The sequence below is a fragment of the Pseudomonas sp. AM4(2022) genome (assembly GCF_036346515.1).
GTDB lineage: Bacteria > Pseudomonadota > Gammaproteobacteria > Pseudomonadales > Pseudomonadaceae > Aquipseudomonas > Aquipseudomonas paracarnis.
In genome coordinates this window covers 266,160-280,871 of record NZ_JAOTNW010000004.1, presented here as the reverse complement: position 1 = coordinate 280,871, position 14,712 = coordinate 266,160, and the positions used below count along the sequence as shown (strand labels likewise).

The following is a 14,712-nucleotide window of genomic DNA, read 5'->3' as shown; positions in this document are numbered from 1 at the left end:
ATCAGCCAAGGGATAACCCAATGCCCGCATTCAGCAAGATCCTGATCGCCAACCGCGGCGAAATCGCCTGCCGCCTCCAGCGCACCGCCCAGGCCCTGGGCTACCGCACCGTGGCCGTGTACAGCGACGCGGATACCGATGCCCTGCACGTGCAGATGGCCGACGAAGCCGTACACATCGGCCCGGCTCCCGTACACCAGTCCTACCTGAACACAGAGGCCATCCTCGCCGCCGCCCAACTGACCGGCGCCGACGCCATTCACCCCGGCTACGGCTTCCTCTCGGAAAACCCCGACTTCGCCCGCGCCTGCCAGCAGGCCACTCTCACCTTCATCGGCCCCAGCGCCGAGGCGATCGAACTGATGGGCAGCAAACGCCTGTCCAAACTCGCCATGCTCGACGCCGGCGTACCCTGCATCGCCGGCTACCAAGGCAGTGCCCAGGACGATGCCACGCTGCAACAGGAAGCCGAACGCATCGGTTTCCCGCTGATGATCAAGGCCAGCGCCGGTGGCGGTGGGCGTGGCATGCGTCTGGTGTACCAGCGCGAACAGCTGCTGGAGCAACTGCGCACCGCACGCTCGGAAGCCATGAATGCGTTCGGCAGCGACGAACTGATCCTCGAACAGGCGCTGATCGAACCGCGCCACGTAGAAGTGCAACTGTTCGGCGACAGCCATGGCAACCTCATCTACCTCGGCGAACGCGACTGTTCGATCCAGCGCCGCCATCAGAAAGTCATTGAAGAAGCACCCTGCCCCGTGATGACGCCCGAGCTGCGCCAGGCCATGGGCGAAGCCGCGCTCAAAGCCGGGCGGGCGGTGAACTATGTGGGTGCCGGCACCGTGGAGTTTCTGCTCGACCGCAACGGCCAGTTTTATTTCCTGGAAATGAACACGCGCCTGCAAGTCGAACACCCCGTCACCGAGATGATTACCGGCCTCGACCTGGTGGACTGGCAATTGCAGATCGCCGCCGGCCAACCGCTGCCACTCACCCAATCACAGGTGACCCTGACCGGCCACGCCATGGAAGTGCGCCTGTACGCCGAAGACCCGGCCCAGGGCTTCCTGCCGCAAACCGGTGACGTGTTGCGTTGGGAACCCGCGCCTGGCGTACGTATCGACCATGGCTTGCGTGAAGGCCAAACCGTCAGCCCGTTCTACGACCCGATGTTGGGCAAGATCATCGCCCACGGCGCCAGCCGCGAAGAAGCTCGGCGAAAACTGCTGCGGGCCGTGGAAGACACCACATTGCTGGGCGTGGCGACCAATCAGCGCTTGCTCATCGACCTGCTCAAGCACCCCGACTTTATTAACGGCGACTTCAGCACGGGATTGATCGCCGAACACTTCAGCGTCATCCCACCGCAGACGGCGACCGCTGAACAGCTCAAGCTGGCCGCCGCGCTGTTTTATCAACACAGCGCCAACCAGCACACCCAAACACTCGCGCGCTGGCGCAATACGGCGAGTGTCCCCGTAACGTACCGCCTGGAGGTGAACGGCCAACTCCACAGCGTCAGCGTTGACGACCTGCAACTCAGCACCGACGGCCGCCACGCCAGCCTGGTCATTAAGGGTATCCGCCGCCGCATTGCCTATCACCTGGACGGCAACCGGCTATGGCTACCAGGGCTGACCGTCACCGACCGCACCCAGCAAGTCGCCAGCCGCCCGGCCGACGCCAGCAGTGGCACGGTCCAGGCGCCCATGGACGGCGCCATCGTCGATATACGTGTGCGTGTCGGTGAGAGCGTCAGTAAAGGCCAGCTTTTGCTGGTGCTCGAAGCGATGAAAATGGAGCACCCGTTGAAGGCCGGTATCGATGGCACGGTCAAGGAGATGCGCGTCATGACGGGCGATCAGGTGCGCAACCGTCAGGTTTTGCTCGAGATCGAATAACGCCCCTAGGCGGAACTACAGGGCCGGGCTACGCTCTATCCCCATCAGGAAGGGACGAGTACGGGAACCTGCACCATGCCTCATTGGCTGATTATTGACCTTGAAGCCACAACGGATGACGGCGGCTGGCCCGTGACGGAGATGGAAGTCATCGAGATCGGCGCCAGCCTGGTCAACCGCCAGGGCCGCGAACTGGACCACTTCCAGCGCTTTGTGCGGCCCTTGCGGCGGCCATTGCTGACACCCTTTTGCCGCAAACTCACCCATATCACCCAGGCCAATATCGACATGGCCGCGCCGATCACCGAGGTGTGGCCGCTGTTCGAGCGCTGGCTGGGCCAACATCAGCCACGCCTGGAAGGCTGGGCAAGCTGGGGTGACTATGATCGCGTGCAGCTTGAGCTGGAGTGGCAGCGCCATGGCCTCGCCAGCGCCTTGGGCGACACCCCGCATGTGAACCTCAAGCAACGCTTTGCCAAGGCCCGGCGCCTGGACAAGCCGCTGGGGCTCAATGGTGCGCTGCAATTGGCCGGAATGCAGTTCAATGGCCAGCAGCATCGCGCCCTGGAGGATGCACGCAACACCGCGCGCCTGCTGCCACTGATTTTGCCGGTCTAGGCAGCGTCCACAGCCTTGGGCATACTGGCCAGCCAATTTCCTTTGATGCTACCTACCTGCACCAACGAAATCCTGTGGCGAGCAAGCTTGCTTGCGCTGGGGTGCGAAGCGCCCCCAAAAAACGGGGACTGCTACGCAGTCAACGGGAGCAAGCTCCCTCGCCACAGAAGCCCGCGCCTGCAGTGATGAGCGTAAACATCCATCTTTTCCGAGGATCCACCCATGTTCAAAGTCAACGAGTACTTCGACGGCACCGTCAAGTCGATCGCTTTCGGCACCGCAGAAGGGCCGGCGACCATCGGCGTGATGGCTCCGGGTGAATACGAATTCGGCACCGCCCAACGTGAAATCATGCACGTGGTCTCCGGCGCCCTGACCGTGAAGCTGCCTGACAGCAGCGACTGGGAAACCTTCGCTGCCGGCAGCCAGTTCAACGTACCGGCCAACAGCAAGTTCCAGTTGAAAGTTGCGGTGGACACCGCCTACCTGTGTGAATACCGCGGCTAAGCGGTACCCGGCACACAAGAAAGCCCGTCTCCCACGAGACGGGCTTTTTTTATTCCAGCACCGTTACCGGCATGCCGACTTCCAGGCGCCCAATGCCATCGTTGACCAGGTTCTGGCCGAACATCGCGCCCTTTTCGGTCTTGCGGTAGGTTTCCAGCGTCGCGAAGGGCTCGCGGTCGGGGCTGCGTTCGCCGGTCTGGGGGTCGATGGTGGTGAGGATGCACCGCGAGCACGGCTTGACCACCCGGAACTCCACGTCGCCGATGCGCAAGCGCTTCCAGCCGTCCTCGGCGAAGGCCTCGGCGCCTTCGATGACCAGGTTGGGACGAAAACGCAGCATCTCCATCGGGCGGCCGATCTTTTCACACAAGTCGTCGAGGGAACCCTGGCCGATCAACAGCAACGGGTAGCCGTCGGCGAAGCCGACCTTGTCGTCATCCTTGCCATAACCGGCTTCGGTGGTGCGCGCACGTTCCAGGGGCAGTTGCACCAGGCGCGTCGGCTTGCCGATGAATTCGCTGACCCAGGCCGCGGCCTCATTGCCAGCATCCGGCACGCGCAGGGTGTCACGCCAGATCGTCACACCGCGCAGTTCGCTGGCGCTGCCCGGCATTGCCACGTGCAACGGCGCGTAGCCCGGCGAACTCAGGGTGAGGCCCCCGCTGCTGTTCCACAACGCCGAGAGCTGGCTCATCTTCGCCACGGCGCGCTGCGTCAAGAACCGTCCGCTGGCTTCATCCACCAGCATCCAGCGTCGATCCCCGTCCAACCCGAGTTTATCCAGGCCAATCTGCTGTAAGGCTTCGGCCTTGCCGGACTTCAAGGGGTAACGGTACAACGCGCTGAGATGCAGCATGGGCCTGCCTTTCTAGGAAACAAAGTGTCATCCTAAAGTCAGGCGGGCATTTCGTCCAACATCAGTCGCTGGCGCACCACGTCCACCAGCTTGTCCGGCTGGAATTTGGAGAGGAAATTGTCGCAGCCGACCTTCTTCACCATCGAGTCGTTGAAGCTGCCCGACAGCGAGGTATGCAGTACCACGTAGAGGCCACGCAGGCGCGGGTCGTTGCGGATCTCGGTGGTGAGACGGTAACCGTCCATCTCGGGCATTTCGGCGTCGGTGAAGATCATCAGCAGTTTATCGGTCATCACCTGGCCGCTGTCGGCCCAGGCCTTGAGCATGTTCAGTGCCTTGAGGCCATCGCTGGCGACGTGCATCTTCACGCCCAACTGGCCCAGGGTGTCACGCAGCTGCGACAAAGCCACGTTGGAGTCATCCACCAGCAGCACTTCACGGCCACGGGCACGCTCAAGCACCGGGTCTTCGAGTTTTTCCCGGGAGACCTTGGCGCTGTAGGGCACGATCTCGGCGAGGACTTTTTCCACGTCGATGATTTCCACCAGTTGCTCATCGACCTTGCTGATGGCCGTGAGGTAGTGCTGACGACCGGCGCTGGTCGGCGGCGGCAGGATGGCTTCCCAGTTCATGTTGACGATGCGGTCGACGCCGCCCACCAGGAACGCCTGCACCGAGCGATTATATTCGGTGACGATAATGGTGCTGTTGGGGCCCGGCACCAAAGGGCGCATGCCGATGGCCTGGGACAGGTCGATCACCGGCAGGGTCTGGCCACGCAGGTTGACCACCCCGCACACGAACGGGTGACGCTGGGGCATCAGGGTCAGCTTGGGCAACTGCAGCACTTCCTGCACTTTGAACACGTTGATCGCGAACAACTGCCGTCCGAAGAGGCGGAACATGAGAATTTCCAGGCGATTCTCACCCACCAATTGCGTGCGTTGATCTACCGTGTCGAGAATGCCGGCCATTGAAAGCTCCTGGTGTACACGCAGGTATGCGCTGAAAGGGGTATGCGGTTCGTATAGGCGGTTATCGGCGGCAAGCGCCAAACCTTGACCCCGCTAAAATGCCACGCAAACACATTGATGTCACACTGACATCATGCTTTACTGCGTTCACCTCTTCCGAATACTTACAACGACCGTGCACGACACTCGAATCGGCGCGCGGTTCCACGCCGTAAGGGATTCCCCTATACGCAATCAGGCCCAACCTGATATTCGCGATATCTAATAGCCATTAATGTGACGCCATTCTCATTGCATGAATGGAGTCAGGCTTTTGTTTGCCAACCCAAGCCCTTGGTCTACGGGCCTTTCAGGCACTCACGTATCGGCAACTAAAGTTGCGTCATCCCGCATAACAGCGGCTAAAGGCGGCATTCGTGAGCTTTTCAATAAACGTCCTACTGGATTATCGGAAGCAACCTACACACCCCAGTCGTGTTTCAGCGCTAGTTTTAAGCCATTCACCCGGTGCGACATCTCATCACCCGACCTTACGTTGCGGAGACTTGCATGATGAACGACGGTAACGAGTGGCAAATTGCACTTCCCGAGTTCCTGCACGAGGCTGAAAAGCTGCTGATCAGGTCAGAAGAGTGCTTGAACCATCTGCATTTGATTCGAAACGACAGTGACGCTATCGACTGCATGAAAGCCAGCCTGAGCAAGCTCGCCGAGAGCGCAGACTGCCTTGCATTGCAGGCCATCAGCGAGTTCTCCCGGCAGATTCAATACCTGATTGCCAATGCTGTGAGCCCGATGCAATTGCATGACCAGGCACTGGATGCCTTGCATGCCTGCCTGACGCTACTGGCCTGGCAACTGGAACTGATCGATATCCGTACTGGCAAGCTGAGCCTGGATGAAGATGAGCAATCGTCGTTGATTGAGGCGGTCAGCTTGCAGATCCCGCAAAAAGACCACCAATACAATCCGCAGCATGATCGACGCGCGCAATAAATATCAATTAGCCACCAACGCAATAATTATACAAACCAACTTCGTTAATACAACTTTGCGCTTTCAACTCTGGGATTAACGCCCAGAGTATTTGTGTGGGCCATAAACCAATCAGGCGACCAACGGTAAGCGGGGTGGTACTATGCCCCGCTCGAAGTGATTTAACTTCAACATGCTTAAAGACGATTTGGCAGCGCACTCCAAACAGAGCCCGGTCAACCGGTCTCACCGCAGTGAACCCTCATTGGCTCCATCCGCTATGTACGCCAGTTTCAAGTCACTTATCGCCAGGTCCGTGTCCCGCAGCCATGTGCGCCGCCTCACCCTTGCGCTGTGCCTGTGCTCATTGCTGGCCAGCCTGTGGGCCTATCTGCAGGATGCGCCGCTGCCGTTGCTGATCCTGCTGCTCAACTTCGCCACGCTGGTGGTGGTGGGGCTGCAACAGTGGAATTCGCGCAAAGCCATCAAGTTCGAGCCCCAGGAACTGGCCGACCGCCTGCTGCAAGTCCAGGAAAACGAACGCCACCGCCTCAGCCGCGAGCTGCACGATGACATCGGCCAACTGCTGACCGCCGCCAAGCTGCAAAGCGAATGGCTGCAGCGTCGCCTGCCCCAAGACCTGCAAAGTCATTGCTCGGTGCTGTGTAACACGCTCAACGAAACCCTGGCCAAGGTGCGCGACGTGTCCGCCATTCTCAACCCTCGCCAACTGGCAAGCCTGGGGCTGGAAGCCAGCCTGCGCGCGCACCTGCTTAAAACCCTGGAAAATACCCAGGTGTGCTGGAGCCTGGAGTGCCAGCAACGGCTCACCGGCATTCCCGAAGAAATGGCCGTGGCGGCCTTTCGCATCACCCAGGAAGCGGTCACCAACATGCTGCGCCATGCGAACGCGCACAACCTGCTGGTGCGCCTGCAACGCTTGCCGGAAGGGCTGTCACTGACGATCTGCGATGACGGCCAGGGCTTCGCACCTGCCGCCGACCCCGGCAAGGAAGGCCAACGGGGCATGGCCGGCATGTGCGAACGGGCACACCAGTTGGGCGGCACCGTGTCCGTCAGCAGCCAGTCGGGCAAAGGCACACGCATCCACGCACTTTTCCCCTGGGCACCCCGCGCCCTCGAACGGGCCAGTGCCCATAAGGTTCTCCAGTGACCTGCAATCTGCTCCTGGTCGATGACCATGCCTTGATCCGCGCCGGCGTGCGTGCGCTGATTCTGGATATTCCCGGCTACAGCGTCATTGGCGAAGCCAGCGATGGCGCGCAACTGCTGGAGCAATACAGTGTCTTGCAGCCAGATATCGTGCTGCTCGATCTGTCGATGAAGCACACCGGCGGGCTGGATGCCTTGCAGCAACTCAAGCGTTTTTACCCCACGTGCAAGGTGCTGATTCTGTCGATGCACACCGAGCCGGACCTGATCATGCGCGCACTGGAGTCCGGCGCCCACGGCTACCTGCTCAAGGACACCACCGCCAACGAGCTGGAACATGCCCTGCTGGCCCTGCGTAACAACGAACGCTACCTGAGCCCCGCCATCGCCCACACAGTGATCAACCAGGCGCTGATCCGTAACCAGGTCCCCAGCGCGCCTGTCGCCCACAGCCACAGCCTGACGGCGCGTCAACTGGAAATCCTGCGTTTGATCGTGCGCGGCAAATCCACCCGGGAAATTGCCCACGGCCTGGGCCTGAGCATCAAGACTGTCGAAGCCCATCGCTCGCAGATCATGAAGCGCTTGCAGATTTTTGACGTGGCGGGCCTGGTGTTATTTGCCGTGCGTGAGCAGATCATCAGCCTGGACGACTAACGGCGAACCCAGCGGCAAGTGCACGCGCAGGGCCTTGGGCAGCGCCTCGAAGTGCAGGTCGTCGCCTTCCAGCGGCTCGCCGTCGAGGTTGATGTACAAGCCTTGTGCGACTTTGATCTTCACCCACGGCAGGCGTGCGCGCACGAACATGGTGTCCAGGCCCCAGCCGTTGTTCATCAATTCACGCAGCGTGCCGACCACTTCCTGGGGCGCCGGCAGGATGCTGACATCCAACAGCCCGTCATCAGCCAATGCACCGGGGCACAGCACATGCCCGCCACCAGCCTGGCGACCGTTACCGATGCCCAGCGCGAGCAACTCGCCTTTCCAATGGAAATCCGGGCCTTCCAATTCACCGTAGGCGGCTTTCAATTCACTGAAGCGGGTTAAACCGGTGAACAGGTACGCGGCACCGCCCAGGACCTTCTTCAGATCTTCGGACGTGTTGGCCGTGACCTGGCTGCCAAAACCACCGGTGGCCATGTTCAGGAAGATTTGCCCACCGACCTGGCCCAGGTCAATCGCCTTGGGCGGCACATCCAGCAAGGCCAGGGCGCCAGCCGGCTCCAACGGCACGCCGGCGGCCTTGGCGAAATCATTGGCGGTGCCCAGGGGCATCAGCACCAGGCTGGCGTCAGTGTTGGCATGGGCCATGGCTTCGGCCACATCGCGCAGGGTGCCGTCGCCGCCGCCGGCAATGATATGAGTGTACCCCTGGGCCAGGGCTTCATTGACCAGTCGCCGGGCATCACCGCCCTCCCACGTCACCCGCACGGCCAGCTCCCCACCCTGCTCACGCCGGGCCAGCACGGCAGCGCGCACATCCTCGTTGAGGGCTTGTTTGCCGTGGAGGATCAACAGGACTTTGGGGGCGGTCATTTGGGGGTATCTCCTGGGACAAAGGTGCTTGAAGGATGTTGACCTTTGGGGAAGAGGAAAAGTCTGTGGCTGGAGTAAATTGATTGATGTACGCAACTCAAACTGTGGGAGCTGGCTTGCCTGCGATGGCGGCAGTTCAATCGACAGAGATGTCCAATCTGCCGCCCAAAGGTAACCACGATGCGAAGCGAGTCGCTCTTGATCTTGCTCTTGATCTTGATCTTGCTCTTGCTCTTAGGCGCCCCGTTAAACCACGCTGGCCGAACGCAGGCTTGAATTCGTGGCTACGGATTCAAGCCTGTGTTCGGGCACACCGAGCCCAAGCGAGGTGCCGAGTGGTGGGGCAAGAGCCCTTTGGTTACTTTGGGGCTCTTTTCCAAAGTGACCCGCTGTAAAAGCGGAACCCTAAGTGGCCGTTACCGCAGAAATGGATATGTACACAATCCAACAGTGTTGACTGCCAGGCCGCCTTCGCGAGCAAGCCCGCTCCCACAGTTGGATGGTGGGGTGTCAGGTAGAGAAGTGTCGGCTGGCAAGCCGTCATCGCAGGCAAGCCAGCTCCCACAGTTGATTGCTGCGGCGGCCAGGCCGCTATCGAGAATCAGCTCTTGTGCAACTTGCTCATCAACTGCGCCTCGGCCTGGGTCAGCCCGCACGACTGGGTCAACTCATCCACCGTCGCGCCCATGCCGACCAGCTTGGCCGCCTGGGCAAACGACAGGTTCGACGGATCCCGCTGCTCCAACTGCACCAACCTGTCGGGCAACGGCGCGAGAATCGCGCGCAGTTCATGCACTTCATCCCCAACCCGCACCGCACTTTGCTGGAAATGATCAACGCGCTTGACCAGTTCCAGGATGCGCCGGTCACGCACTGCATCGCGCTCGGCCTGTTGCAAGGCCAACTCCCGTTGCTGGCGCAGATAGCGCAGCACAAACGCCAAGGTCCCGGCCCACAACAGGGCCAGGACAATCACCGCTGCCTCAAGGAACAATCAGATGCTCTCCAGTTCCGACCACTCTTCTTCGCTCATCATCTTGTCCAGCTCAACCAGAATCAGCAATTCGCCGTTCTTGTTGCACACGCCCTGGATGAACTTGGCCGACTCTTCGTTACCCACGTTCGGTGCGGTTTCCACTTCCGATTGGCGCAGGTAGACCACCTCAGCCACGCTGTCGACCAGGATGCCGACCACTTGCTTGTCGGCTTCGATGATCACGATACGGGTGTTGTCGCTGACTTCAACCGTGTCCAGGCCGAACCGCTGGCGGGTGTCGATCACCGTCACCACGTTGCCGCGCAGGTTGATGATGCCCAGCACGTAGCTTGGCGCGCCTGGAACCGGGGCGATCTCGGTGTAGCGCAGCACTTCCTGCACGCGCATCACGTTAATGCCGTAGGTTTCGTTGTCCAGCTTGAAGGTCACCCATTGCAGGATCGGATCATCCAAACCTTGTGCGGACGCTGACTTGTTCATTCATCTGACCCCTTCAAATGCCGCTATCGACGGCGTGTGTGCAAGTGGGCCGCGCAACCGCACGGCCCTTATTGTTCAATCAACTGCGTTTGTTCTGTGGCATTGCCTTCACCGCACCGCTGGCGATCAACTCGGCCAGTTCGGCGACATCCAGCAACGCGCACATGTGTTCGATCACCGTGCCCGCCAGCCACGGCCGCTGGCCGCGGTGGCTGCGCCATTTGATTTCATTGGGGTCCAGGCGCAGCGAGCGGCTGACTTGATGCACCGCCAGCCCCCACTCGTAGCCCTGCACCGAGATCACGTATTGCAGGCCCTGACGGAAATCATCGCGGTAGCGGTCGGGCATCACCCAGCGCGCCGTGTCCAGCACCTTGAGGTTGCCGGCCTGGCTGGGCAGGATGCCGAGGAACCACTCCGGCTGCCCGAACAGCGGCGTCAGCTCCTGGCCTTCCAGAGAATAGATCGAGCCCAGGCACACCAGCGGCACCGCCAGGGTCAACCCGGCGACGTCGAACAGCAGGCACTCGAACGGCTCGGCGGCCCAGGAGGGGCGACCGTCGCCCGTCACCGGTGGCGGTGTGATGCTGGGCGGCAGGTGCACGTCCACCAGCGGTTCGACCACCGGGGGCGCCACCACTGCCGGGGCACTCGGCACCACCACGGGCGCCTCCACCACCTGCGCATCCCGCGCCTGTTCTTCCATCACCGCCTGCTGGAATTCATCCAGCGGGCTTTCGGGTTCGACAGCAGGCTCAAGTACCAGAATCGGTTCTGGCAGTTCCTCGGCCGTCGCATCCTGCAGCAAGGCATCCAGGTAGGATTCCAGTGCCAGTTGCGGGCGAGTCTTGAATTCGACAGGACGGTTCATCACGCCACCTGCGCCACAAGCTGTTGCGACAGCAGGTGCTTGAGCAACGCACGGTAGGCCAGCACGCCACGGCTCTTGCCGTCGAACTGCGACGGTGTGAGCCCGGCACGGCTGGCGTCACGCAGGCGCGTGTCCACCGGGATGTAGCCGTTCCAGATGGTGTCCGGATAGGCATCGCGCAACACGCGTAAGGTGCCGAGGGATGCCTGGGTGCGACGGTCGAACAAAGTGGGCACGATGCTGAACGGCAGCGCCTGCTTGCGCGAGCGGTTGATCATCGCCAGGGTGCTGACCATGCGCTCCAGGCCCTTGACCGCCAAGTGCTCGGTCTGCACCGGGATCACCAATTGCTGGCTGGCCGCCAACGCATTGACCATCAGCACGCCGAGCAACGGCGGGCTGTCGATGATCGCGTAATCGAAGTCCTGCCACAGCTGCGCCAGGGTCTTGGCGATCACCAGGCCCAGGCCGCTCTGGCCTGGCGACTGGCGCTCCAGCGTGGCCAGGGCGGTGCTCGACGGCAGCAGGGAAATACTGTCGTTGCTGGTGGGCAACAGCAGTTGCCCAGGCAGATCCGCCGGCACGCTGCCCTTGTGCAAAAACAGGTCATAGCAACTATGTTCCAGCGCATCCGGGTCGTAGCCGAAATAGCTGGTCATGGAACCGTGGGGGTCCAGGTCGACCACGACCACACGCTTGCCCGCTTCGGCCAGCAAGCCGGCCAAGGCGATGGAAGTGGTGGTCTTGCCGACTCCACCCTTTTGATTGGCAACTGCCCAGACTCTCATTCGGTTGGTTCCTCCCGGCGGGCACAGGCGCGACCGAGACATTGCATACGGTTATTGAGCCAGCGACGGAGAATTGACGTTACTCGGTCGGACCGGCGGTTTGACAACGGGCGGTGCAGTTTGTGTGCCAGCACGCTTCAACGCCGCATCCGGGGTGGCATTGGCGGTGCCGGTACCGGTCAGGCTGCGACGCACATCCAGGTTGCGCGAGACCACCAGCACCACCCGGCGGTTACGGGCACGGCCTTCGACCGTGGCGTTATTGGCCACCGGCTGGAATTCACCGTAGCCCACCGACGCCAGACGCTGGGGGTTCACACCCTGCATCGCCAACATGCGCACGATGCTCGACGCGCGGGCCGAGGACAGTTCCCAGTTGGTCGGGTACTGCGCAGTGCTGATGGGGAAATTGTCGGTGAAGCCTTCCACGTGGATCGGGTTTTCAAACGGTTTGAGGATCAAAGCGACCTTGTCGATGATGGTGAACGCCTGGTCACTGGGCAATGCATCGGCACTGGCGAACAACAGGCTGGAGTTGAGTTCGATCTCCACCCACAACTCGTTGCCGCGTACGGTCATCTGATTGGAACTGATCAGGTCGCCAAAGGCGGCACTGATATCGTCGGCGATACTTTTGAGCGGGTCGCTGGTGCCGCCGATGCCTGCGGCGGTTTCATCACTGTCATTGACCAGAGGCTTGGCCGGGGTGACGGTCTTGGGCCGTTCTTCGCCGATGGGGATCGGCTTGAGCGCACGCTCGGTATCGTTGAACACGCCCACCAGTGCCTGGGAAATGATCTTGTACTTGCCTTCGTTGACCGACGAAATCGAATACATCACCACGAAAAACGCAAACAGCAAGGTGATGAAGTCCGCGTAGGACACCAGCCAGCGCTCGTGGTTGACATGTTCTTCAGGCTCGCGACGGCGACGGCTCACAGGCGGTTACCTCCCTGCCCCATATTGGCCGCTTTACTGTGGCGAGCGAGCTTGCTCGCGCTGGGGCGCGAAGCGGCCCCCATCCAGGCAACGCGTGTGTTCAGACAGATTGCGGTGCCTGGTTTTGGGGCTGCTTCGCAGCCCAGCGCGAGCAAGCTCGCTCGCCACATAAAGCTCACTGGCCACAGGTCAATGTGCATGTGCATCAATCCATGAAGCCCTGAAGCTTCAATTCGATGGAGCGCGGGTTTTCGCCCTCGGCAATCGACAGGATGCCTTCGAGCAGCATTTCGCGATAACGCGACTGGCGCATGGCAATCGACTTGAGCTTGCTGGCCACCGGCAGCAACACCAGGTTGGCACTGGCCACGCCGTAGATGGTCGCCACAAACGCCACGGCAATGCCGCTGCCCAGTTGCGAAGGGTCGGCCAGGTTGCCCATCACGTGGATCAGGCCCATCACCGCCCCGATAATGCCAATGGTCGGCGCGTAGCCGCCCATGCTTTCAAAGACTTTGGCCGCGTTGATGTCACGGCTTTCCTGGGTGTAGAAATCCACTTCGAGGATGCTGCGGATCGCTTCCGGTTCGGCGCCATCGACCAACAGTTGCAGGCCTTTGCGCGCGTAGCTGTCAGGCTCGGCATCGGCCACGCCTTCCAGGCCCAGCAGGCCTTCCTTGCGGGCAGTGAGGCTCCAATTGACCACACGGTCGATACCGCCTGCCAGGTCGACCCGTGGCGGAAAAATGATCCACACCAAAATCTGCATGGCACGCTTGAACGAGCTCAGGGGCGACTGCAACAATGCCGCGCCCACGGTGCCACCGATCACGATCAGCGCTGCCGGGCCGTTGGCCAAGGCGCCGAGGTGGCCGCCTTCCAGGTAGTTGCCACCAATGATGGCGACAAATGCCATGGTGATGCCGATCAGGCTCAAGACATCCATCAGAGGCAGGCCTCCACCAGGTGCTTGCCGATGTCGTCCAGGCTGTAGACCGCATCGGCCAAGTCAGCCTTGACGATGGCCATGGGCATGCCATAGATCACACAGCTGGCTTCGTCCTGGGCCCAGATCGCGCTGCCGCCCTGCTTGAGCAGGCGCGCACCTTCACGGCCATCGGCGCCCATGCCGGTGAGCACCACCGCCAGAACTTTGTCGCCGTAGGACTTGGCCGCCGAACCGAAGGTGATATCCACGCACGGTTTGTAGTTCAGGCGCTCATCGCCCGGCAGGATTTTGATCGCGCCACGCCCGTCCACCATCATCTGCTTGCCGCCCGGCGCCAGCAGTGCCAGGCCAGGACGCAGGATGTCGCCATCCTCGGCTTCCTTGACGGTGATCCGGCACAGCTTGTCCAGGCGCTCGGCGAAGGCTTTGGTGAACGCCGCCGGCATGTGTTGCACCAGCACAATCGGCGCCGGGAAGTTGGCCGGCAGTTGGGTCAGTACACGCTGCAAGGCCACCGGGCCGCCGGTGGAGGTACCGATGGCAACCAGCTTGTAAGCCTTGCGCTTGGGCGCTGGCGAATGCGCACTCGGCGCTGCGGCGGCACGCACCGGTGCTACCGCCGGCCGGGCCACGGGCGCAGGCGCCGGGCGCGCAAACGACGAACTGGGCGCCGCCGCTGCGGGCGCAGGCGTAGGGGCTGGCGCAGGTGTACTGAACAGACTGCGACGGTTACTGCGTGAGATGCTGTGCACCTTCTCGCACAGCATCTGTTTGACCTTGTCGGGGTTGCGCGAGATGTCTTCGAAATTCTTCGGCAAAAAATCCACCGCGCCGGCATCCAAGGCGTCGAGGGTCACCCGCGCGCCTTCGTGAGTCAGCGACGAGAACATCAATACCGGTGTGGGGCAGCGTTGCATGATGTGGCGCACGGCCGTGATGCCATCCATCATCGGCATCTCGTAGTCCATGGTGATCACGTCCGGCTTCAAGGCAATGGCTTGATCGATCGCCTCTTTGCCGTTGGTGGCCGTGCCGACCACCTGGATCGTTGGATCAGCGGAAAGAATTTCCGAGACGCGGCGGCGGAAGAAACCCGAATCGTCCACCACCAGGACCTTGACTGCCATAAACACTCCGTTAGGCGG

The 14,712-nt window shown here is 61.4% G+C and carries 16 protein-coding genes; 6 read left to right on the top strand and 10 right to left on the bottom strand.

Features of this window, described 5'->3' with window-relative positions; translation table 11 throughout:
* The first annotated feature begins 20 nt into the window (after positions 1 to 20).
* From ODQ19_RS08005 to ppnP, 3 genes are all read left to right on the top strand, one after another.
* Positions 21 to 1,904, top strand: coding sequence for an acetyl/propionyl/methylcrotonyl-CoA carboxylase subunit alpha (locus ODQ19_RS08005; protein ID WP_330209744.1), 1,884 nt, complete (start codon positions 21 to 23; stop codon positions 1,902 to 1,904).
* 75 nt (positions 1,905 to 1,979) lie between these two features.
* A complete protein-coding gene (locus ODQ19_RS08000; RefSeq protein WP_019818536.1) occupies positions 1,980 to 2,522 on the top strand; it encodes an exonuclease domain-containing protein in 543 nt (180 codons plus the stop codon).
* Positions 2,523 to 2,744: 222 nt separating this feature from the next.
* Positions 2,745 to 3,029 (top strand): pyrimidine/purine nucleoside phosphorylase, encoded by a 285-nt coding sequence (gene ppnP, locus ODQ19_RS07995; protein ID WP_003226701.1) that lies wholly within the window; start codon positions 2,745 to 2,747, stop codon positions 3,027 to 3,029.
* 49 nt (positions 3,030 to 3,078) lie between these two features.
* Here the strand turns inward: ppnP and ODQ19_RS07990 are convergent, their stop codons facing one another.
* Entirely contained in the window at positions 3,079 to 3,885 is an 807-nt protein-coding gene (locus ODQ19_RS07990) for an MOSC domain-containing protein (RefSeq protein ID WP_330209743.1), read from the bottom strand.
* Between the two features lie 38 nt (positions 3,886 to 3,923).
* Positions 3,924 to 4,859 (bottom strand): chemotaxis protein CheV, encoded by a 936-nt coding sequence (locus ODQ19_RS07985; RefSeq protein ID WP_330209742.1) that lies wholly within the window; start codon positions 4,857 to 4,859, stop codon positions 3,924 to 3,926.
* Between the two features lie 549 nt (positions 4,860 to 5,408).
* On the opposite strand from ODQ19_RS07985, the gene ODQ19_RS07980 reads away from it, so the two are divergent.
* The 3 genes from ODQ19_RS07980 to ODQ19_RS07970 all read left to right on the top strand — a co-directional run bounded on the left by ODQ19_RS07980 (position 5,409) and on the right by ODQ19_RS07970 (position 7,664).
* Entirely contained in the window at positions 5,409 to 5,855 is a 447-nt protein-coding gene (locus ODQ19_RS07980) for a hypothetical protein (RefSeq protein WP_330209741.1), read from the top strand.
* A 259-nt stretch (positions 5,856 to 6,114) separates the two neighbouring features.
* Positions 6,115 to 7,008, top strand: coding sequence for a sensor histidine kinase (locus ODQ19_RS07975; RefSeq protein ID WP_330209785.1), 894 nt, complete (start codon positions 6,115 to 6,117; stop codon positions 7,006 to 7,008).
* Positions 7,005 to 7,664 carry a response regulator transcription factor gene (locus ODQ19_RS07970; protein ID WP_330209740.1) on the top strand — a complete coding sequence of 220 codons (660 nt, stop codon included), beginning with the start codon at positions 7,005 to 7,007 and terminating at the stop codon, positions 7,662 to 7,664. The genes ODQ19_RS07975 and ODQ19_RS07970 overlap by 4 nt, the downstream gene beginning before the upstream one ends.
* Here the strand turns inward: ODQ19_RS07970 and yegS are convergent.
* The 8 genes from yegS to ODQ19_RS07930 all read right to left on the bottom strand — a co-directional run bounded on the left by yegS (position 7,623) and on the right by ODQ19_RS07930 (position 14,694).
* Positions 7,623 to 8,543, bottom strand: a complete 921-nt coding sequence (yegS, locus tag ODQ19_RS07965) for a lipid kinase YegS (protein ID WP_330209739.1) — start codon at positions 8,541 to 8,543, stop codon at positions 7,623 to 7,625. The two genes, ODQ19_RS07970 and yegS, sit on opposite strands and share 42 nt — an antisense overlap.
* A gap of 601 nt (positions 8,544 to 9,144) precedes the next feature.
* Entirely contained in the window at positions 9,145 to 9,537 is a 393-nt protein-coding gene (locus ODQ19_RS07960; RefSeq protein WP_098950739.1) for a DUF2802 domain-containing protein, read from the bottom strand.
* Positions 9,538 to 10,020 (bottom strand): chemotaxis protein CheW, encoded by a 483-nt coding sequence (locus ODQ19_RS07955; protein ID WP_003192896.1) that lies wholly within the window; start codon positions 10,018 to 10,020, stop codon positions 9,538 to 9,540.
* A gap of 79 nt (positions 10,021 to 10,099) precedes the next feature.
* The gene (locus ODQ19_RS07950; RefSeq protein WP_096143459.1) at positions 10,100 to 10,891 is read right to left on the bottom strand and encodes a CheW domain-containing protein; all 792 of its coding nucleotides are present in this window, start codon (positions 10,889 to 10,891) and stop codon (positions 10,100 to 10,102) included.
* Complete coding sequence (locus ODQ19_RS07945; protein WP_003192898.1) at positions 10,891 to 11,679, bottom strand: ParA family protein; 789 nt, start codon at positions 11,677 to 11,679, stop codon at positions 10,891 to 10,893. The genes ODQ19_RS07950 and ODQ19_RS07945 overlap by 1 nt, the downstream gene beginning before the upstream one ends.
* A 51-nt stretch (positions 11,680 to 11,730) precedes the next feature.
* Positions 11,731 to 12,618 carry a flagellar motor protein MotD gene (motD, locus tag ODQ19_RS07940; RefSeq protein WP_116666951.1) on the bottom strand — a complete coding sequence of 296 codons (888 nt, stop codon included), beginning with the start codon at positions 12,616 to 12,618 and terminating at the stop codon, positions 11,731 to 11,733.
* 205 nt (positions 12,619 to 12,823) lie between these two features.
* A complete protein-coding gene (locus tag ODQ19_RS07935) occupies positions 12,824 to 13,564 on the bottom strand; it encodes a flagellar motor protein (protein ID WP_003192902.1) in 741 nt (246 codons plus the stop codon).
* Positions 13,564 to 14,694: a protein-glutamate methylesterase/protein-glutamine glutaminase gene (locus ODQ19_RS07930; RefSeq protein WP_003192904.1), complete on the bottom strand. Its 1,131-nt coding sequence runs from the start codon at positions 14,692 to 14,694 to the stop codon at positions 13,564 to 13,566. Before ODQ19_RS07930 ends, ODQ19_RS07935 begins: the two co-directional genes overlap by 1 nt.
* Positions 14,695 to 14,712 lie beyond the last annotated feature (18 nt).